Origin of the sequence: Solibaculum intestinale, assembly GCF_040096205.1 — a bacterium.
Classification (GTDB): Bacteria; Bacillota; Clostridia; order Oscillospirales; family Acutalibacteraceae; genus Solibaculum_A; species Solibaculum_A intestinale.
The window spans coordinates 1-20,178 of the sequence record NZ_JBBMFD010000005.1 but is presented as its reverse complement, the minus strand read 5'-3'; the positions used below and the strand labels follow the sequence as shown (position 1 = coordinate 20,178).

Sequence of the window (20,178 nt, the reverse complement as noted above, 5' to 3'; positions counted from 1 at the left end):
CGGATCATTCGGCTGTCAAAATACAACCTTCCTTTCAGTGGCATTCCCTCTTTCCTTTTTCATTGCCGGTCTTTCCTCCGAAATTTTTTTAATCGCCGCCTGTGCTTAGACAAACAGCACTTCCCCGCACCCTTCCGGTATTTTCAGCCCGGTCTTTCCGTCGTAAAGCGTCAGGTCCCGCAAAATGGCAACCTGCTCGTCGAGAAATTCCAGCGCGCCCCGGCCCGCCAGAGCCTCAAACTGCCGCTCGTAGACACTGACCGTAAAGACTCCCAGCTTGCGAAACAATCCACGCGAACGCTCCCCGCTTCGCAGCCGCTCCTCCAGCTTGCGGTATTGCGCCCCTTTGGGAATGATGACGGCGCGGGTATTCGTTTCGATCAAGCGAAAGTCCCCCGCTACGGTGGCAAAGGGATAACTTCCCTGGGCCTTCTCGAACCGGGATACCACCTGCTTTTGGTCCAGAAGAGGCCCGCTGAGCTGATAAAGCTGGGTAAAATACCGCTCGATGGTTTCGGGCGCGTCGAGCTCTCTGCAGCCGCGAACCACATTCCGGGCGGTTTCCATAGGGCGGCGGAGCATGTGCGGCAGATGAGCGGTATAGGCGTCCTCCGGCGTAAAAAGATAGACAAAGCTTTCCTCCAGAGGGCGGCTTCCCTCCCGGTTGCAGCGCCCGGCGGCCTGAATTTCCGAGTCAAGCCCCGCTTCGGCCCGGTAAACCACCGGGAAGTCCACGTCCACCCCCGCTTCAATGAGGCTGGTGGAAACCACCCGGCAGGTCCTACCCCTTTTGAGCCGCCTGCGGATGAGCCGAAGCATGATGCGGCGGTGCCGCGGGGTCATCAGAGTGGATAGGTGCACGCTTCCCTTCTGCTCAAGAAGCGCGAAAACCGTTTGTGCATGCTTGCGCAAACCGACCACGCAGAGCACCTGGGTATGCCCGTTGAGCCGGGACGCCAGTTCCTCGTCGCAAAGCTTGCCCAAGTTCGCATACTGCACCCGGCGAAATACATCGTAGTTGAGCGGCGGGCACAGCTCCCGGCTTTGAAGCGCGGGCAGAACTTCGGCAAACAGGGGGCCCAGTGCAGGCTGGGTGGCGGTACACAGCACGCAGGACGTGCGATAGTTGACGGTCAGCTCCGCGATGGCGCGCACGCAGGGTTTTAGGTATGGCAGCGGAATGGTCTGGGCCTCGTCAAAGATGATCACGCTCTGGGCGATGTTATGAAGCCTGCGGCAGCGGGAAGGCTTATTGGAAAAGAGGGACTCGAAAAACTGCACTGCCGTGGTGACCACCACGGGCATGTCCCAGTTTTCCGCCGCCAGCTTTTTGCGGGACTGGTCGGAATCGTTTCCTTCCCCGTCCTCATATTCCACGCCGGAGTGATGGGCCAGCACGTTTCCTTTTCCCAGAATCTTTTCAAACTCGCTCACCGTTTGGTCGATGATCGAGGTAAACGGAATGACGTAGATCACGCGCTTAAGGTGATGTCTCTTCGCGTGCTCCAGCGCAAAGGCCAGGGAGGATACGGTTTTTCCTCCGCCGGTGGGAACCGTCAGGGTAAAAAGCCCGGGGCTTTGCTGCCTACCCGCATCCATGCAGGCCTGCAAAATGGCACACCGCTCCCGGTTGAGATCACCTTTTGGGTTTTTAAAGTTGTCTTCCATGTATCGGTACAGGCGGGCAAGCAGTTCCTCAATGGAAGCGTAGTCTCCCCTAGGCGGCTTTTTTCCCTGCATAAAGGCCTCGGTATCCAGATAGTCTGCGTCCACCAGGCAGGAAAAGAGCATTCGAATCCAAAAGGAGGCGGTAAAGCCCCCACTGCCTAAGATGGTTGGGGGAGCAAACGCCGCCGGTTCAAGCGTCACCTCCCGCCAAAATCCGTCGTAAGGTTCCACCGGCTTTTCTTTGCGGGCAGACAGGGTGGGCTGCGCCTGGTCATACTGCCCGCCGCCGTCGGGCAGTCCTCCGTGGTGGCCGGCGATGCAGTAGGCGGCGGGGGCGTTTCTCCGCTCAATCATCAGCTGCGCCCCTGCGGTGGAATGATCCACCTGCACGGCTGCGCCGCGAATGCGGCGCTGAAACTTGTCCGAATACTTGCCGGCGTCGTGGGCAAGGCCGATTTGGTACGCAAGCGCACCGGCGCCAAAGGAATCGGCGAAGGCCTGCGCGTACCGGGCGACGCCGGTCAAATGGTCCAAAAGCAGCTGCTCCCGGCCATCTTCGGCGCGGTGCCCCAAATAGATGGTCATAGGCAATCCCCCTTTTTCGTACGAAAATCGTAGATTTTCTTAGTTGAGCACTTAAAACAACTAAAATTTAACAGTATTATAGCACTTTATTGGTGAAAAAGCAATAATTTTGAAATTATATGTGAACGCAATTAAGCAAATGTCCACAATCCGTTTTTATGGGACTGATTTCTACCGCAAATAGAAAACCAGCCCGCCGAAATCTCGGCGGGCTGGTTTTCTGCCATATGACTTTTTTAAGAAACGATTGCGGGATTTTCCTGGATTTCCTGCACCTTCAGAATGCTGATGCACCCCACCGGGCAGACCTCGTTGCATTTGCCGCAGCCGGTGCACTTGTCATAGTCCACCGTTGCCAGGAAGTTTTTCACATGCACCGCGTCAAATTCACACGCCTTCACGCACCGCATGCAGCCGATGCAGCCGGCGGAGCATTGCTTGCGGGTCTCGCCGCCCTTGTCCTGGTTGCGGCAGCGCACCACCGACGCTGCCTGGGCGCTGACCAGCTCGATGATGTGCTTGGGACAGACGGTGACGCATTTGTTGCAGCCTTTGCACCGGGCCGGGTTGATGACCGCCACCCCGTTGCAAATTTGGATGGCTCCGTACTCACAGGCCGCCACGCAGTCTCCATAGCCGATGCAGCCGTAGGAACATTTGCCGGTGCCTCCGTAAAACATACTGGCCGCCGCACAGCTTCTCAGGCCGTCGTACTCCATCTTCACCCCGGTGTTCTGAATGGTGCCGTTGCAGCGGACCAGAGCGGTTTTATACTCCACCTGGGCCGGAGCGGTCCCCAGAATGGAAGCGATCTCTTCGGCTACCTGCGCGCCGCCCGGGGAACAGAGCCCCGCCGGGGCCGAGCCTTCCGACAGGGCCTTGGCGTACCCTTCGCAGCCGGAATAGCCGCAGGCGCCGCAGTTGGCCCCAGGAAGCGCCTCTTTGATGGCCTGGGCCTTGCGGTCCACCGGCACGGCCATGACGATGGCCGCTACCGCCAGGCCGACGCCTGCCAGCAGGCCGATGATCCCGACAATCATAACCGGAAACAAAATCTCTTGAAACAAAGGAAAAGCGCCTCCTTTCTACTTGAATAGCCCTTCCGCCAGGCCCTGAAAGCCCAGGAAGGAGATGGATACCAGCGACGCGGCAATGAGTGTGATGGGCAGGCCTTTGAGGGACTCGGGGATGTCGCACCCCTCCAGCTTCTCCCGCACGCCTGCAAAAAGAATCATCGCCAGCAGAAAGCCCACGCCCGCGCCGAAGGCGTTGAGGAGGGCCTCGCCGTAGTTGTAGTTGTTGTCGAAATTGAGGATGGTCACGCCCAGCACCGCGCAGTTGGTGGTAATGAGGGGCAGATAAATACCCAACGAATTGTATAACGGCGGTAAGAATTTACGCAGAGCAATTTCCACCAGTTGCACCAGCGCCGCGATGACCAGGATGAACACGATGGTTTGCAGATAGTCCAGGCCGTTGGGAACTAGCAGCCAGGCATATACCGGATAGGTCACCAAAGTGGCGATGAGCATGACGAAGATAACGGCCGCGCTCATGCCGGCGGCGGTGTTGGTCTTCTTGGACACGCCCAAAAACGGGCAGATCCCTAAAAACTTGGATAACACGAAGTTATCGGTCAAAATCCCGGAAATCAGGATGGTTATGGCCATTTGCATTACTGCTCACCCTCCTTCTTTTCCTCACAGCCACCCGTCTGGGCATTCGGGCAGTGGGCCGCGGAGGGGCATCCGGCGCAGCCGAGAACCGCTTTTTTGCCGTCGCCGGAGAGCTTGTTGGCCAGCACGATGAGGATAGCGAACACGAAGAAGCCGCCGGCCGGGAGAATCATGACGATCATGGGATCAATGAAATTGCTGGTGATGGGAACGCCGAAGAGGCTGCCGCTGCCCAAAAGCTCCCGGATGGAACCCATGAGCACCAAGGCCGCGGTAAAACCGATTCCCATACCCAGCGCATCTAAAATGCTGGGAAGCACCTTGTTTTTGCTGGCGAACATTTCCGCCCGGGCCAGGATGATGCAGTTGACCACGATCAGGGGCAGGAAAATGCCCAGCTTATCGTTGACCTCGGGGGCATACGCCTTTACCAGCATCTGTACCAGAGTGACAAAGCCGGCGATGATGGTAATAAAGGCCGGAATGCGCACCTTATCGGGAATGACCTTGCGGGTAAGGGAAATGACCACGTTGGACCCCAAAAGGACGAGGGTGGCCGCCATCCCCATCCACAGGCCGTTTTCTGCCATGGTGGTGACCGCCAGGGTCGGGCAGGTGCCCAGCACCAGGCGAAGCACCGGGTTTTCCTTCACAATGCCCTTGGTAAAGGTAGAAAGAAGCTTGCCCTTTGCCATTACGCACCGCCTCCTTTCCCATAGGTTTCATAGAGCTCGATGGCTTCGTTGACCGCGGTGGTGACCGCCTTGGAGGTAATGGTGGCCCCGGTGACCGCCTGCACCTGATTGTCGGCGGTGGGTGCATTCTTGGTCACCGCAAAGCCGCCTTCCGGAGCAGCGCCCTGGTACTGGGAGATAAAAGCGTCGTTGCCCGCCTTAGCGCCCAAGCCTGGGGTTTCGCTGTGGGAAACCAGCGTCACAGCGGTGATTTCCCCGTCCTTGGTCATGCCGGTCATCACGTTGACCGCACCGCCATAGCCCTTGCCGGAGGTTTCGAACACGTAGCCGACCACCTCGCCCGCCGCATCAAGCCCGGCATACATGCCGTTCTCCTCTTCGGCGATGGTCACCTCCTCAAAGGAAGCGGCCGCCGGGAGCACCTGCTTGCGGGAAGCCTCCGCCGTGGCGGCGGCTCTTTCTGCCACAATGTCTTTGGTGATATAGTTCGTGCCTGCCAGCAGCGCCGTCACCACCACGCAGATAATGGTCAGCGCGGCGGCCGGGCCTATGATCTTTTTTATCATTGCCGCGCTCCCTCCTCTCCAAACGGAACCGGACGGGTCAGCCGGTCAATATAGGGTACCAGGATATTCATCAGCACAATGGAGAAGGACACACCTTCCGGCAGGCTGCCGAACTGGCGGATGATCATGGTAAGTACGCCGCAGCCGATGCCGAAGATCACTTTGCCCCAATTGGTCAAGGGAGAGGTGGCATAATCGGTCGCCATGAAAATGGCACCCAAAAGCAGACCGCCGGACAGGATCTGTACCAGCGGGTCCAGCCCGAAGGCCAGGGACAACAGCGCCGCCGTGCCTACATAACAGATGGGGATAATGGGGTTAATCACCTTGCGGGCCACCAAGTACACCCCGCCCAGCAAAAGCGCCACCCCGCAGGTTTCTCCCAGGCAGCCGCCCCGCACGCCGAAGAACAAGTCGAGAAGAGGGGGCATGGCCTGCTCCCCGCCCTCGCTGAGGATTCCCAGAGGGGTAGCGGTGGTCACCGCGTCCACCCCGCTAAAGGAGGTCAGCGGCATGGTCCACTTGGTCATCTGTGCCGGAAAGGACACCATCAGGATGATGCGCCCGGCCAGGGCGGGATTGACAAAGTTCTGCCCGATGCCGCCGAAGAACTGCTTGACCACCACGATGGCGATGGCCGAGCCCAGCGCGGCGATCCACAGGGGGATGGACACGGGCAGGTTAAAGGCCAACAGCATACCGGTGACCACGGCGCTCAAATCCCCGATGGAATTGGGGCGCTTCATGAGTTTCCGGGAAATGTATTCCGCCAGCACTGCCGCGGCAACCGACACCGCCGTCACCAGCAGGGCCCGCAGGCCAAACAGGATCACTGAGGCAATCAAGGCGGGGGTCAGGGCGATGATCACGTCGAGCATGATGGAGCGCACGCCCGTCCCGCTGCGCAGATGGGGGGACGAGGATACAAACAGCTTTTCCATTATCCCTTCGCCTCCTTCTTCGGTGCGTTTTTGATCAGGGCCTTGGACAGACGCATGGACTGCACCAGCCGCCGCCCCGCGGGACATACGAACGCGCAGCAGCCGCATTCCATGCAGGTCATGGCGCCCGCCTTCTGCAAGCCCTCCACGTCCTTTGCCTTATAGAGCCGCTCGATGGAGGTGGGCATCAGCTTCATGGGACATGCCTGCACGCATTTGCCGCACCGGATGCAGGGCAGCGGCTCCATAAGCTTGGCTTCCTTTTCGTCGAAGGCTAAAATGGCGTTGTTCTGCTTCAAAACCGGAAGGGAATCGTCCACCATGGCAAGGCCCATCATCGGGCCGCCCATGATGATTTTCCTGGGGTCTTCCTTATAGCCCCCGGCAAACGCGATGACATCCTTGATGGGGGTTCCGATGGGAACGATCACGTTTTTCGGCGACCAGATAGCGGACCCGTCGATGGTCAGCCGCTTGGTGGTAAGAGGCATCCCGGTTTTCATATACCGGGACAAAAAGGCGATGGAAGTGATGTTCATCACCACCACGCCCACGTCGCTGGGAAGCTTGCCGGTGGGAACCACCCGCCCGGTGGTTGCCTGGATGAGCACCTTCTCCGCCCCCTGGGGGTACCGGGAGGGCAGGGCCTTGATGTTCACCTGGTTATCGGGGTCGTTGGAGTTATTGGCGATGGAGCTGAGAACCTTGATGCCGTCGGGCTTGTTGTTCTCAATGGCGATGATGACGTTTTCCACGCCCAAAAGGTCCTTGACCGCATAAACGCCCGACATAATGTCCCAGCTGTTCTCCATAATCTCCCGGTAGTCGGCGGTGATGTAAGGCTCGCACTCGGCGCCGTTGACAATCAGCGTATCGATCTTCGCGTCCTTGGGGGGATTTAACTTCACATGGGCCGGAAATCCCGCGCCGCCCAGGCCCACAAGCCCCGACGCGCGCACCGCCGCCGCAAAGTCCTCCCTGGATTGAATGACCGGGGGCTGTACGCTTTCGTGCACCCGCTGCTCCCCGTCGCTCTCGATGACCACCGCCTTGGTTTTCTGCCCGCCGGGCAGCTGGATTTCGGTGATTGCCTGAACGGTACCCGAGACGCTGGCATGGATGGGCGCGGATACGAACGCCTTCGTGTCCCCCACCACCTGGCCCACCGCCACCGGGTCGCCCGGCTTCACCGTCGGCTCGCAGGGCGCGCCGATGTGCTGCTGCATGGCAATGATCACCCGTTCGGGCGGCGGCATGACCACCGACTCGCTGTCCGCGGTGTTCTTCCGGTGGGGCACCGACGCGCCGCCGTGCGGCCGGGACGTCCCAAAGGAAAAGAACCGCCTGAGGGTTTTGTTTTCCATTGTGTTTCCTCCATCATCTATCTTGTCCGGTATAATTTCGTTCCCATTATACCATAAGGATAACCAAACGTTACCTTTCTCCCCGAAGCCGGGAGAAGGCCGGCAGTAAAATATACAAGGTAAGCCCGGTGACCGCTCCTGCCGGCAAAGCGAACAGCAGCAAAAAAGGCAGGTAGGCAAAGACGGCGGCGTTTGTCAGCAAAAAGGAAACCATAAGCTGCCCCAAGTTGTGACAGACCGCTCCCGCAATCCCAATGCCGATATAACCCAGCGGGCACCTTTTCCACCAAAGGAGAAGGCAGACCACGCCTGTGCTGAGAAGGCCGCCGGAAAGGCTCATGAGCCCTGCGGTAAGGCCCCGGGTCAAACCCGCGAAGAGGCCCTTTAAAAGCGCAATGGCCATAGCGCTGCCGGGTCCCATGGTGGAAGCCGCCAGCATGGTCGCCACGTTGGAAAGCCCCAGCTTGGCACCCGGCGGAAGCCCGGGCACCGGGCCGAGCATCCCTTCCAGCCAGGACAGCACGATGGCCACCGCTCCAAGCATTCCAAGCAGCGCCACCTGTTTGGCCCGGCTTTTCCTTTCCACTCGCTTGCACCTCCGCCTTGTCATCGGACCACCGCGTCCACCCCGCCAGCCCCCTGGATACGCACCGAGGCGCGGGCGGGCAGACAGACCGCCGTCTGGCCGGGGGAGGTCAGCCACCCGGTGTTGACACAGACTTGGTCGGGGCACCCGGCTTCTTGGAAGCAGACGCGCCCGGGCTCCACCCGAAGGATCACCTGCGGGTCGGTGTGAAGCGGCAGGTCATACCCTGCGGTCACACCACTGAGCCTCACGCGGCCTACCTCTTCCCCGCCTACCGCAATGACCGCCACCGCGTCGCCGCCGGTGGGAACCCAAAGGAGGACCGCCGTGATCACTGCAGCGGCAAGCACCACCGCAACCAGCGCCAGATCGGCCATCCGCCAAAGCTTGCGTGCTTTCAAAAGCTGCCTCCTGCCCATGTGCCGCTCCAGAGAAAAGAACGCGGCAAATTTCTTATCCAATACCCAAATATTTTACCATCCCTCCCTCTTGATTGCAACAAAACCTCCCCAGAACCCAAAAAATATTGTATAATACCACATATTATGCACACATGAGAATCCGGCAGAAGAAAAGCGGTTCGATTTCTCCCTTCTATATGCGCCCGGGCAGCTTGCTATACCTAGGCCGGCTTTTTGCCTAGAGGCAGCGCAGCCGCGAAACGGGAGCGGTGCAGTCCGGCGGCGGTTTTTCCTTGCTCGGTCGATTTTCTTGCTGTGCCTTATGAATATGGATAGGATCAGGAGGCTTTGACCATGTTCGACTTGGATGGACTTGTCCGGCAAATGGAAGAGGACGGGATGGCGGCGGTGGGATTCTCCCGGCTGGACGGGCGGCTGCCCTCATCTCTGGCCCATCTTCCCTACGGAATCACGCTGGTGTTTGCCCTCTCGTCCCCAATTGTAGCCCCGGTCGCAGACGGGCCCACCTATCCTTATTTCCAGCATTACCGGGCCGCCAACGCCTTTTTAGACTCTTGGACGCTGCGGGCGGCGGCGCGGCTGGAACGGACTGGTTATCAAGCGATGCCCATCGCCGCCTCCCAGTCCATCCCGCCGCGAGAGGAATACCGGGGCCTCTTTCCCCACAAGACCGCAGCGGTGGCGGCGGGGCTGGGGTGGATCGGCAAGTCCGCCTTGCTTATTACCCCTCAGTGGGGGCCCCGGGTGCGGCTTGCCACCGTGCTGACCGACTGTCCCCTTCCGGTAACCGAGCCGCCCGTTTATCCCGGCTGCGGGGCCTGCACCGTCTGCCAGGACTGCTGCCCGGCAGGGGCTATTGCGGGAGTTTCCTTCCGTCCCGGCATGGACCGGGAGTCCTATTACGACCCGGACAAGTGCTCGAAACACATGAAAACCTACCAGCACATCGGCCGCGGTGCGGTATGCGGCATCTGCATGGCCAACTGCCCGGTGGGGAAGCGGTAAAAACCGGGCGTTTTTGACACAAAACCGTTTCTTTTTCATATAATGAGAAAGAACGCCTTCTTTTTTGATCACGCCGATGGAGGAATGAATATGTCCGCTTCTCCTTTGTTAAACGCACTCGAACAGCATCTTGCCCTGGGCCGCGTCCCCATGCACATGCCCGGCCACAAGGGAATCGCCTCTCCCCTTGATCGGATGGGCGACCTTTTGCGGCTGGATACCACGGAAATTCCCGATACCGACAGCCTTTACGAGGCCGCCGGCCCTATCGCGGAAGCCATGGAGCGGGCGAGTGCTCTGTACAAAACCAAACGCACCTTGTTTTCCGCTGGCGGCTGTTCTCTTTGCATCCAGACCATGCTGCGCCTGGCGGTTCCTCAGGGGGGAAAGATCGTAGCCGGACGCACCATCCACCGCTCGGCGGTTAACGCCATGGCTCTTTTGGACATTACGCCTGTATGGGTCCTTCCCAGGCCCGACGCGGGGGACGGCCTTCCCGGCCGGATTTACCCGCAGGACATCGAGGCCGCCCTGACCGAGAACCCGGACGCCTGCGCGGTTTATGTAACTACGCCCGATTATTATGGGGTGCTGTGCGACCTAAAGGGCATTTCCGCGGTTTGCCGGGCCCACGGGGTGCCGCTCCTGGTAGACAACGCCCACGGCGCCCACCTGAAATTCGCAGCGCCTGGCGCCCATCCTTTGGAGCGCGGCGCCTCCATCACCTGCGATTCTGCCCACAAGACCCTGCCGGTGATGACCGGCGGCGCCTGGCTGCACATTGCCGAGGATGCCTATTGCGCGGAGGCCCCCTCCGCCATGGCCCTGTTCGGCTCCACAAGCCCTTCCTATCCCATCATGGTGTCTTTGGACCTTTGCCGGGCCTGGCTTGAGGAGGAAGGCACCGCAGCCTTTTCGAGGCTCAAGGAGCAGGTGGAGGACGTACGCCGGCACGCGCTGGCTCTGGGGATGACACTGCCCCAGGGGGAATGGGACCCGGTACGCATCACCATCGGCACCGGCCCGTTGGGGCTTACCGGACATACGGCGGCGGAACTTCTGCGCCAGCAGGGGGTGGAGCCGGAATACGCCGACGGGCTGCATGTGGTTCTCATTCCGTCCCCGTTTAACCCGGAAAAAGACTACGTGCGGCTGAAAAACGCCCTGTCCGCCCTGCCAGGGTGCCGCACGCCCCTGCCGAAGGCCGGAACGGTGACGGCGCTGCCTAAGGTAGCCGCCTCGCCCAGGCAGGCGCTGTTGGCTCCGGGGGAACGCATCGCAATCGACGACAGCGTCGGACGGATTGCGGCGGAGGCCTCTTGCCCCTGCCCGCCTGGCGTGCCGGTGGTGGCGCCGGGGGAAATCATCGACCAAGAGGCGGCGAAAATTCTCAAAAGCTATGGCATTTGTGAGATCAAAGTGATAAAATAGAAAGAGGATATCCGCCCCTTTTGAAACACAATGTACAAAGCCGGGCGGTTCCATGACCTATTAAAGGGGGTACCCTCTATGAAGTTGATTCTTGCAGTCGTCAACAACGACGACAGTTCCATGCTCTCCTCTACTCTGACTACCTCGGGTTACTCGGCCACCAAGCTCGCTACCACCGGCGGCTTCCTGCGGGCGGGCAACACCACTCTGCTCGTGGGCGTGGACGACGAAAAGGTAGACGATGTGCTGGATATCATCTCGAAATGCTGCAAGAAACGCACACAGATCGCCCCGGCCAGTTCCGCCTACGGCATGGAAGTATACGCCTCCTATCCGGTGGAGGTTACGGTTGGCGGTGCTACGGTGTTCGTAGTTAATGTAGACCAGTTTATCAAGCTGTAAGGACGTTTTATGAAATTTGGGACCTTTCTTGGAAATGAAGCGGCAAAGGAGCAGCTTTCCCGGGTGTTTGAGTCTGGAAGGCTGCCCCATGCTTATCTGCTCACCGGCCCGGCCGGCTGCGGGCGGCGCACCTTGGCGCGCTTGATTGCCGCTGCCTATCAGTGCAAAGGGGCCGGTGAGGTCCCTTGCGGGGAATGCGCCGCCTGCCGCAAGTCCCTGACCGGTATTCACCCGGATATCCGGGAATACGGGTCGGACGGCGGAGCCCGGTCTTTTCACTTAGACGTGATCCGCGCCATCAAGGCGGACGTGTTCATTACCCCGAACGAGGGGAAATACAAAATGTATCTTCTGGAGAACGCCCAGACGATGACCGTACAGGCGCAAAACGCTCTTTTAAAGATTCTGGAGGAGCCGCCTTCCTACGCGGTCTTTCTGCTGACTGCCGAAAGCCGGGAATCCATGCTGCCCACCATTCTTTCCCGATGCGTAACCATTGCGTTGTCCCCAGTGAGTGAGGAGGAAACGGTTGCGGCCCTGCGTGCCGCCTTCCCTGACCGGCCGGAAGAGGAGCTTTGCCGGGCGGCAAGCCTGTGCGGCGGCGTGATCGGCCGGGCAATGGAAGCGTTGGAGGACGGGAAGCTTTCCGAAGCAGCAGAGCTTGCGGGAAAAATGGCCCGGGCCCTCTGCGCCCCGGCAGAACTTCCTCTATTAAAGCTCACGGGCAAATTGGAACGGGACAAGCCCCTGACCAGGGCCACCCTGTCAGAGTTGCTGCTGCTTTTGCGGGACGGGCTGTCGGCCCGCCTGGGGGGCGGCAAGCCCATCTCCCCAGACCCGGCGGCTGCGGCGGTGCTGGCCCAGACGCTGACCAGCGAGCGTCTTCTCTCTTTGATCGGCAAAGTGGAAGAACTGATGCGCCTGCTTGACGGGAATATAAACCAGATCCTGCTCATCACTCTGTTGTGCGCCCGTCTGCGGGGATAGCCTTTGTTTTCCGGCAAAATCCTCCTTGTAAAAAGCGGAGGAATCCGGTATAATAAGACGCGGCCCAAAAAGGGCGGTTTTTTCGCTTTCAAGTGCGCGTTTTTTTGCAAACGCGATGGATAAACAGTCTGGAGGAACAAATGGCTGAAGTGATCGGTGTCCGGTTCAAAACCGTCGGCAAGATTTATTATTTCGATCCCAACGGGGAAACGTTTTCCCTGTCCCAGCGGGTGATTGTGGAAACCGCCCGGGGAGTCGAGTGCGGCGAAGTCGCCATGCCCAACCGGGAGGTGGACGACTCCACCATCGTCAAGCCCTTAAAGCCCGTGATGCGGGCCGCCACGGAGGAGGACCTGAAACGGGTGGCGGAGAATTCCCGCAAGGAAAAGGAAGCGTTTCGCATCTGCCTGAAAAAAATCGCAGACCACAAGCTGGGCATGAAGCTCATCGACGTGGAATACACCTTTGACAATTCGAAAATTCTGTTCTATTTTACCGCGGACGGCCGGGTGGACTTCCGGGAGCTGGTAAAGGATTTGGCTTCGGTTTTCCGCACCCGCATTGAGTTGCGCCAGATCGGCGTACGCGACGAGTCGAAAATGCTCGGCGGCATGGGTATCTGCGGGCGGCCTTTCTGCTGCTCCTCCTTTTTGGGAGAGTTTCAGCCGGTATCCATCAAGATGGCCAAGGAGCAGGGGTTGAGCCTCAATCCGGTGAAAATTTCGGGGACCTGCGGGCGGCTGATGTGCTGCCTAAAGTACGAGCAGAACGCCTACGACGACCTGCTGCGCATTACACCCCGGGTAGGCGCTATTGTCGCCACGCCGGAAGGCAGGGGGATGGTGGAGGAGGTCAGCCTTCTCACCGGCCAGCTGAAGGTGCGTCTGGACCAGCAGCGGGAAGCATTGCCCCGCGCATATTCCCGTAAGGATGTGAAAATCATCAAGGATGGACGGGGAAAAATCCGCAAGGAGGAACCCGAGCCTGCCGCGCAAAAGGAATAATCTGCGCGCGAAAAAAACAAAGACAAAAACTGCATAATTTTATCAAAAGGTGTTGACAAGGGCGCGTTTGTTATGCTATATTATGACACGTCGCCATTGTGCTGGTGTAGCTCAGTTGGTAGAGCAGCTGATTTGTAATCAGCAGGTCGGGGGTTCAAGTCCGTCCACCAGCTCCACCTGCTTTCCAAAACCAGGCGTGCGAAACAACTGAATATGGGGAGATTCCCGAGTGGCCAAAGGGGGCAGACTGTAAATCTGTTGTCAGTGACTTCGATGGTTCGAATCCATCTCTCCCCACCAGACTGAGTCTGGACGCAATTCGCGTTCAGACTCTTTTCTTTTAAATCGTTCTACTTTCCAAGTTAGAAGCTACTTTTCAAGAAATCGAAAGGCAGCTTTTTGTTATATTTTATCTGAGGGAAAATACAAATTGGACGTTCATAAGGGATTGCTTTGATATAGGTTCTGGAATTCGAATTAAAATCATCCAGGATATGTGAAGATGATTCGAGATGGAACATTACAAAGGTTCAATATGGTTATTGTAAAATCATTGAGTAGGTTTGGGCGAGATACTTTAGAAGCATTTCCTGCGGATCAAGTGTTAGAATGTCAGCTTTCAGCCTACCGCAGATCGTCCGCCCTATACCGATGATCTCCATCTGGAGGAAACGAGCGGGCGAAAGGCGGCCCTGTTCTGCTGTATTCCGGACAGCGGCAAAACTCCCAACTTACCTCGTCGGCATGCTTTACAGGCAGCTGATCCAAATACCGTACCTTGTAGCCGACCGGAAATACAAAGGTCGGCTGGCGGCTCCGGCCTACCCGCTTATTGACGAGGCTTTCAATATCGCGCTACCCATAGGCTGCTTCCTATCCTGGTTTTGACCACGAGAAGCAGGAACATCTTTTGCAGCGGTATCGCCCAAAGTATGGACCAGATCAAGGCGTTGTTTAAAGAGCGGCGGGAATCGCCGGTAGGCCTGTGCAGCGAGTTTCTCTATCTTGGGGGAAGCCCATAAGTATGTTTCCGAACTCAGGGGCAAGGAAACGAAGGAGATGCTGGACGGCCTAGACAACCGGAATCTGCGGATGATGTTCGGTCTTGCGACATGGTACTCCCCTTTGACACGGCGGCTTCTAAGACCGTGTATTTCTGACCGGTCCCGGCTACAAGCTTCCGTGAAGCCTCCATGTCTTGAAACCGGACTGTGCTTTCCTTATTGTAAACGAATTGAACGGCACAGACAAAGGCGACAAAAAATAGCTGGGCATCATCGATGACCTGCGTATCAACGACAAACACCGGTCCGTCCCTTTCCTTCAAGAAGCCGGTCTTCGTAAAGCAGCCGTGGATCATGACAAATCCAAGCACCGACTCTGTCTGTTAGCGCGAAAATCAGGAGGAGGGAATGCGGTAGCATGCAGGGCTGGAAAGGAAACCATAACCGGAAATACTTGACAACCACCGCAAGGTGTGATATATTCATTTTAGTTAGCCATGGCTAACTAAAATTTCCCTACAGCCTGAAAGTGTGTATGTAAAATGGAGCCGGTGCGCATGGAAAAGCGGACAGGCTTGGTTTTTGTGTGTTAAAAACAGGAAGAAGGGATTTTTTATGTCCGAAAATCTTTCCGGCATCCAGATCCAGCTTTTGCTGTACTTCCTGGAGGCGGAGCCAAAAAAGCGGACGGTGACCGAGGCCGCCCGATATCTGAATAAACCAAAGTCCACGCTGACCCATGTGCTCGACAGCCTGGACGAGTTGGCGCTGATGGAGCGTGTGGAAGCGCGAAAATCGGCGCTGACCGCTGCGGGGCAAAGCGTAGCGCAGGAGCTTCTGCACAAGCGGAACTTTCTGGAGCAGTACATGCAATATCAGGATATCCCACCCGCTCAAATCAAGGAAAACGTACTGCGGGCGCTGGCGGCAGGTTTTTCCGACGAATTCATGGAGCGGCTGGCCGAGCAGGAGAGCCGAATGCACCTGAAAGAGATTTTTGCGGGACGCCGCAATTTCAGCGGGCGCGAGATATGCGACCACCTGAAGGACGGCAGTTACTACTTCCCGTTTATCATCTACCGGGAGCAAATCAAAAACAGCAACAACCTCTCCATGGCAAATCGTGGGTTTGAGAATCCCTGTGAGCTGATCGTAAAAAATCACGAAGGGCTGATATATCTGACGGCGAAAACAGTGTCCGCCGAATCCATGTCCAGTGGAAAAAAGATGGAGGGCCGGGTCAACAAGCTGCAGTACCTCCGTGACGGGGAGTTTCGAGACGGTGGGATCGACGGACGATATGTGTACTTCCCGATAACGGCGCTGGACTTTATTTCCATGGGGAAAGGCCGGGATACCTTGCTCCACGGCAGCGTCTGCCTGAAAATGCAGTGCAGCGTGGGGGACTTCCATATGCCGGAGAGCATGGCGGTTTTCGCCTTGTTTATCCATTGAAAACAGAGCTGTCAACGGCGAATTGAAATTTTTTTGAACCATAGTTGGTACAATTTGATTTTGGGGATTGATAGGGGCTGACAGCGTTTTTTGAGGTCAGAAAAGACTGTTTGGCCCAGGTTTGGTACAAAAAATTGATTGACAGGAAAAAGGCAAATCGGTATACTGAGGATGCTTTAGGGAAATTGCGGAATTCTCAAAGATAAATGCAGATCAAATCCGCGTAAGGTTTTGACGTTTGCCGCCAGGCCTGTGTAAATTTTTAATAGCTCAAAGACGCCTCTAAGGGCAATATAAAGGCAAAATCTCGAAGGGCGAAATATAGAAAACAGCCAATTTCTTCGAAATAGCGGAAGACTTTCATTGTTTTATTGGAATGTGTTTTCCATAACGAAATAAAAGCCCATCATAATCAATAACCACTTCAAAGATGCTCCGTAAGGGGCCATTTTTTCGAGACTTGGTTAGTTTTTACTAACTTGCAAACGGCAGGCATCGAGATCAATGCAAAGCGTGTCCATAGATATCAGGGTGAGTGAGCGAGCAGCTCAGTCCACTGACCAGATTGAAACAGAAGGAGGAACACATGATCCAAATAGACCGTTCGCCGTAAAACGGCAATCTTCATTTCCTTGATAGTTAGTTTTCACTAACCAAGTTGTCGTCCTCCCCAACCGAGGGGAACATGAGAAACGGAGGTTTTTACAATGACAACGACAAAACAGTCGTGGCTTAAGCGGAGCCTGGCGCTGCTGCTAGCTATGATGATGGTGATGAGCCTGGGAATTGCAAATGTGTCTGCGGAGGATGCGGAGGCTCTCCCGCCTGCAAAGATTCCAACAGAACCGCTGAATAAAGAAGCATACCAAGAGGACTATTACTATGCAGTCTTGGAAGTACCGGCATATTTATATAATGCCGATGTAGAGGACACTTACTCAATGGGCAACGATGCTTTAAGTCATACGGCTTATATCATGCTGAGTCCCGATGGCGAATTGACTGCAAAGGTACAGTTCCACGAAATGGCATACAACGGCGGTATCGGCCATTTAACAAAAATGTACTATTACGAAAATAAGGAAGATTATGACGATTGGATTCATGGTAAGGACAACAATCGCCATGATGTAAGCGTAGAAAGCTTTTATGACGGTATTTATCCATCCCAGATCAGCTTCCCGCTTTCTTCTCCCGACCCAGTTGTCTGGCTGTGCACGGTGGTTGATGCAATGGGTTATGCAGAAACAGGCGTTCGTCTTGGTTTCGATTTTACCAAAGCGAGAAAATTGGAGGGCAAAGAGCTGGCTGCATTTTATGTGGAGCAGTTCAGCAATCAAACCAGCGAAATCATCTATACAGATGATTATGAAAAAATTTATGAAAGAAACCTGTTCGACGCTAAAATGCTGCTGACAAAGGAATCTTCTACGGACGATGATTTTTATTGGATCAATGCCCATTTCTCTTCTTCCTATGATTCGAGGACTTATTATGAACGAAAAAGCAACCTCAAAAACGTCGCCTCCAACTATGCAAAACAAGACCAGGGCGATTTTACGGATGAAAGCTGGAAGGCTTTGCAGAGTAAAATTGAGGAAATTTTAGCATTTATTGATACAGAGTATTGTACAGATCAGGACGTATATGATCTGTCAAAAGAACTTGACGAAATCATTACCACGATGACGCGCACGAATAATGCACAACCATATTCCAAGCTGTACCAGGATTTATATGAACAGTTTCAGGCTCTGAATCAGGATGAGTATACTTCAGAGGTCTACCGTAATGCAGAAAGCTGTTTCATTTCATCAAAAATGAGCAGCATTTATAAAAAAGATGAAATCAAGTGCCGTGAATACTATTTACAGGCAAAGAACGTATTAGACAACATGCAGAAATTGCGCGTTGTCATCGAAGAGGACGGCAAATATGAAGTGGGCCTCCAGTTCTATGACAAGACGGAAGACGGCAATTTTGTAAAAACAGATAAATTGGACGCTTACACCGGTGCTGAGAATGGCAGACTTGAAGGCGCTTCCCTTGAGATTTACTATCAGCTTCCGAAACTGTTTATAGATGTAAACCAAAACGCCCAGAATCCTTTGGCTGACAATTGGTTCAGAATCTCCAATACTCTTGGCGATGTTACCAGTATGTCAGATTTAACTGAAGAAGTTCAGACAGAAGACGGAGGAACCGCCACCATCACAAAAAGGTTCTATGTAGATTATCCGGAACAATCCGACAAGGAAAGCGTGAAGTTCAGCTACTATATCTACGACAAGAATGGAAACTATGTCGGCAGTGATGAAGCCTATGTCCAGGTTGATTACGAAAATGCCAAAAGAGTCGGTGAACTGGATGTTGACAAATCGGAACTCAATCAGCTGATTGAGTTAATGGACCAGGATCTTTCTGACGTTGACTATACCGACGAGTGGTTTGCTGCCTTGGAAGAAGCTCTTGCCCAGGCAAAAAAGGTGAAAAGAAATCCCAACGCCACCATCTATGAAGTAGACGCCGCTTACGATGCGTTAAACGCTTTGTATCAATCTTCACCGGACAGCACTTACTCCGCAATGTGCGAGAGTACCATGGATGAAATTGCTGATATCCTCTGCAGCAAAGCGCAGCGCGCGTTATACGATGCAGATAAAATCGCGGCTTTGGAAGCAGTGTATAATGACGTTTATGCTTCTGGAGAGTACAACAAAGAGAACTATACTAAGTTAAAAGAAGCCTTGGACGGCTTAAACCCAAGCGATGAAGTAAATAAATCCGTACTGCTGGAAACCATTAACCAGGCCAAAGCAGCTTTGGACAGAGATTTGACAGATGCCTCCAGAACAAAACTCGAAAATGCGATTGCAGAGGCGGAAGGCGTATACAATAACCCAGAGGCTTCTCAGGATGCTGTAAATGCCCAAATTGCTGTATTGAATCAGGTTTTAGACAGCCTGGAGGATGCAAAGCCGACGGTTGATAAACAAGCTTTGAAAGATATAATCGATGAAGCAAAAGCAATTGAAAAGGACAATTACACGGACACTACCTACAACACTTTACAGAAGGCAATTGAAGAAGCTGAAACTGTATACAACAATCCGGCTGCTTCCGAGCAAGATGTAGCCGATCAGATTACCGCCCTGGCAAATGCAATGGATGCTTTGGAAGAAAAATCAGACGAGCCCTTAGATAAAGACAACCTCGAAGACGGTATTTATTCCTTGTACGTTGATATGTACAAAACAAACCGCGGCCAGAAGTCCATGTCTGACAACGCCATAAATCATACGGTAAAATTGGAAGTAAAAGACGGCAAGTATTACATTGAGTTGGATTTTAAGGGGTTGGCTATCAATAATCAGTTTGGATACTTAAGGGATCTGTCCTACTATGCAGATGGCTATACCTATGCCGAAAATGGACTTCCCCAAGGAGAACGGATTCCGTCAGAAGTTCTTACTACGCAGAAAAATGCTGACGGAACAGATGTAATCGACCAATACAATGATAAAAATAACTTGTATCCGGATTTGGTAAGATTTGAATTGGTGCCCACCGCAATTGCCGATACCGACGGGTTTGTTCCTCTTCATGTATTTGTTCCCATTATGGAAGCGATTGCAGAAGGAAACGGCGATCAGGATGTGTTGATGAAAATCGACTGGTCCAGCTTGAAAACGGCCAGTGAAGAAGATTTTGAACCTGAAAAGCCGACCGAACCGTCTCCTGCGGTGGATTACACCGACGATGCAACCGGCGTGAAGGTCCATGCAGACAAAGGCGTGTTTGCGCAAGGCGTACAGATTGTCGTTTTGGAAATCACGAAGGGGGCGGACTATGACAGCACCGTTGCTTCCCTCAGCGATGTGGGCAAGAAATTTAAACTCTATGATGTCAAGTTCTTCGATGCAAAAGGCAAGGAAATAGCCCCCAACGGTACGGTGAGCATCCGCTTCCCGATCACAGCGGGTTATGATTCCGCGAATGTAGCGGTATACCGTATGGCGGATGCAAACAAGATCCTGGTAAAGGGTATGGTAGAGAACGGCTACTATACCGTCAACACGAAATCTGCTGGAAACTATGCCTTGGTCGAAAAGGGCAGCGCCATCACCGATGCGGAAAACAGTGGGGCCGTGGGGAACGCAAACCAGAACAGCATCACCAGTCCGCAGACCGGCAGCGCTTCCAATATGGGAGCCATCGCCCTGCTCGCTCTGGCCGCTGCGGGTATGATGGGAGTAACCCTGGTTACCAGAAAGCGCAGATCCAAAGAAGCCTAAAAAGGAGAACCTAACATGGCGAATACTGCAACAAAGCTCATGCGGGCGCTGTGCAGTATGGTGGTGATGCTCGCCCTCGTGGCGAGAGATCG

16 protein-coding genes and 2 tRNA genes are annotated in these 20,178 nt (G+C 55.1%); 9 read left to right on the top strand and 9 right to left on the bottom strand.

Features of this window, described 5'->3' with window-relative positions:
• Positions 1-105: 105 nt before the first annotated feature.
• From cas3 to WMO26_RS04435, 9 genes are all read right to left on the bottom strand, one after another.
• The gene (gene cas3 / locus WMO26_RS04475; RefSeq protein WP_349218439.1) at positions 106-2,253 is read right to left on the bottom strand and encodes a CRISPR-associated helicase Cas3'; all 2,148 of its coding nucleotides are present in this window, start codon (positions 2,251-2,253) and stop codon (positions 106-108) included.
• A gap of 236 nt (positions 2,254-2,489) precedes the next feature.
• Positions 2,490-3,320, bottom strand: coding sequence for an RnfABCDGE type electron transport complex subunit B (locus WMO26_RS04470; RefSeq protein WP_349218437.1), 831 nt, complete (start codon positions 3,318-3,320; stop codon positions 2,490-2,492).
• Between the two features lie 18 nt (positions 3,321-3,338).
• Positions 3,339-3,929: an electron transport complex protein RnfA gene (locus WMO26_RS04465; protein ID WP_349218436.1), complete on the bottom strand. Its 591-nt coding sequence runs from the start codon at positions 3,927-3,929 to the stop codon at positions 3,339-3,341.
• Positions 3,929-4,624 (bottom strand): electron transport complex subunit RsxE, encoded by a 696-nt coding sequence (gene rsxE / locus WMO26_RS04460; protein WP_349218435.1) that lies wholly within the window; start codon positions 4,622-4,624, stop codon positions 3,929-3,931. Before rsxE ends, WMO26_RS04465 begins: the two co-directional genes overlap by 1 nt.
• Complete coding sequence (locus tag WMO26_RS04455) at positions 4,624-5,190, bottom strand: RnfABCDGE type electron transport complex subunit G (protein ID WP_349218434.1); 567 nt, start codon at positions 5,188-5,190, stop codon at positions 4,624-4,626. Before WMO26_RS04455 ends, rsxE begins: the two co-directional genes overlap by 1 nt.
• Positions 5,187-6,131, bottom strand: coding sequence for an RnfABCDGE type electron transport complex subunit D (locus WMO26_RS04450; protein WP_349218433.1), 945 nt, complete (start codon positions 6,129-6,131; stop codon positions 5,187-5,189). Before WMO26_RS04450 ends, WMO26_RS04455 begins: the two co-directional genes overlap by 4 nt.
• Positions 6,131-7,495, bottom strand: coding sequence for an electron transport complex subunit RsxC (rsxC, locus tag WMO26_RS04445; RefSeq protein ID WP_349218431.1), 1,365 nt, complete (start codon positions 7,493-7,495; stop codon positions 6,131-6,133). Before rsxC ends, WMO26_RS04450 begins: the two co-directional genes overlap by 1 nt.
• Before the next feature lie 70 nt (positions 7,496-7,565).
• A complete protein-coding gene (locus WMO26_RS04440; protein ID WP_349218430.1) occupies positions 7,566-8,081 on the bottom strand; it encodes a Gx transporter family protein in 516 nt (171 codons plus the stop codon).
• A 20-nt stretch (positions 8,082-8,101) separates the two neighbouring features.
• On the bottom strand, positions 8,102-8,482 hold the full coding sequence (locus WMO26_RS04435) for a NusG domain II-containing protein (RefSeq protein WP_349218429.1): 381 nt from the start codon (positions 8,480-8,482) through the stop codon (positions 8,102-8,104).
• A 354-nt stretch (positions 8,483-8,836) separates the two neighbouring features.
• On the opposite strand from WMO26_RS04435, the gene WMO26_RS04430 reads away from it, so the two are divergent.
• The 9 genes from WMO26_RS04430 (at position 8,837) to WMO26_RS04385 (ending at position 20,086) form a co-directional block, all read left to right on the top strand.
• Positions 8,837-9,508, top strand: a complete 672-nt coding sequence (locus WMO26_RS04430) for a 4Fe-4S double cluster binding domain-containing protein (RefSeq protein WP_349218427.1) — start codon at positions 8,837-8,839, stop codon at positions 9,506-9,508.
• 90 nt (positions 9,509-9,598) lie between these two features.
• Positions 9,599-10,939 carry an aminotransferase class I/II-fold pyridoxal phosphate-dependent enzyme gene (locus WMO26_RS04425; protein WP_349218425.1) on the top strand — a complete coding sequence of 447 codons (1,341 nt, stop codon included), beginning with the start codon at positions 9,599-9,601 and terminating at the stop codon, positions 10,937-10,939.
• Positions 10,940-11,017: 78 nt separating this feature from the next.
• Positions 11,018-11,341, top strand: coding sequence for a cyclic di-AMP receptor DarA (gene darA, locus WMO26_RS04420; RefSeq protein ID WP_349218424.1), 324 nt, complete (start codon positions 11,018-11,020; stop codon positions 11,339-11,341).
• A 9-nt stretch (positions 11,342-11,350) separates the two neighbouring features.
• A complete protein-coding gene (locus tag WMO26_RS04415; protein ID WP_349218423.1) occupies positions 11,351-12,328 on the top strand; it encodes a DNA polymerase III subunit in 978 nt (325 codons plus the stop codon).
• Positions 12,329-12,468: 140 nt separating this feature from the next.
• On the top strand, positions 12,469-13,332 hold the full coding sequence (locus WMO26_RS04410) for a PSP1 domain-containing protein (RefSeq protein ID WP_349218421.1): 864 nt from the start codon (positions 12,469-12,471) through the stop codon (positions 13,330-13,332).
• Between the two features lie 100 nt (positions 13,333-13,432).
• Positions 13,433-13,508: transfer RNA gene (locus tag WMO26_RS04405), tRNA-Thr, on the top strand.
• 39 nt (positions 13,509-13,547) lie between these two features.
• Positions 13,548-13,632 (top strand) — tRNA-Tyr (locus WMO26_RS04400).
• A gap of 1,319 nt (positions 13,633-14,951) precedes the next feature.
• Positions 14,952-15,791, top strand: coding sequence for a hypothetical protein (locus WMO26_RS04390; protein WP_349218417.1), 840 nt, complete (start codon positions 14,952-14,954; stop codon positions 15,789-15,791).
• A 707-nt stretch (positions 15,792-16,498) separates the two neighbouring features.
• The gene (locus WMO26_RS04385; RefSeq protein WP_349218416.1) at positions 16,499-20,086 is read left to right on the top strand and encodes an NEAT domain-containing protein; all 3,588 of its coding nucleotides are present in this window, start codon (positions 16,499-16,501) and stop codon (positions 20,084-20,086) included.
• Positions 20,087-20,178: the final 92 nt, after the last annotated feature.

Bases quoted from the DNA above. Each gene is read 5' to 3' on its own strand.
- cas3 (WP_349218439.1), bottom strand. From the start codon at position 2,253: ATGACCATCTATTTGGGGCACCGCGCCGAAGATGGCCGGGAGCAGCTG.
- WMO26_RS04465 (WP_349218436.1), bottom strand. From the start codon at position 3,929: ATGCAAATGGCCATAACCATCCTGATTTCCGGGATTTTGACCGATAAC.
- rsxE (WP_349218435.1), bottom strand. From the start codon at position 4,624: ATGGCAAAGGGCAAGCTTCTTTCTACCTTTACCAAGGGCATTGTGAAG.
- WMO26_RS04455 (WP_349218434.1), bottom strand. From the start codon at position 5,190: ATGATAAAAAAGATCATAGGCCCGGCCGCCGCGCTGACCATTATCTGC.
- WMO26_RS04450 (WP_349218433.1), bottom strand. From the start codon at position 6,131: ATGGAAAAGCTGTTTGTATCCTCGTCCCCCCATCTGCGCAGCGGGACG.
- rsxC (WP_349218431.1), bottom strand. From the start codon at position 7,495: ATGGAAAACAAAACCCTCAGGCGGTTCTTTTCCTTTGGGACGTCCCGG.
- WMO26_RS04430 (WP_349218427.1), top strand. From the start codon at position 8,837: ATGTTCGACTTGGATGGACTTGTCCGGCAAATGGAAGAGGACGGGATG.
- WMO26_RS04425 (WP_349218425.1), top strand. From the start codon at position 9,599: ATGTCCGCTTCTCCTTTGTTAAACGCACTCGAACAGCATCTTGCCCTG.
- darA (WP_349218424.1), top strand. From the start codon at position 11,018: ATGAAGTTGATTCTTGCAGTCGTCAACAACGACGACAGTTCCATGCTC.
- WMO26_RS04415 (WP_349218423.1), top strand. From the start codon at position 11,351: ATGAAATTTGGGACCTTTCTTGGAAATGAAGCGGCAAAGGAGCAGCTT.
- WMO26_RS04410 (WP_349218421.1), top strand. From the start codon at position 12,469: ATGGCTGAAGTGATCGGTGTCCGGTTCAAAACCGTCGGCAAGATTTAT.
- WMO26_RS04390 (WP_349218417.1), top strand. From the start codon at position 14,952: ATGTCCGAAAATCTTTCCGGCATCCAGATCCAGCTTTTGCTGTACTTC.
- WMO26_RS04385 (WP_349218416.1), top strand. From the start codon at position 16,499: ATGACAACGACAAAACAGTCGTGGCTTAAGCGGAGCCTGGCGCTGCTG.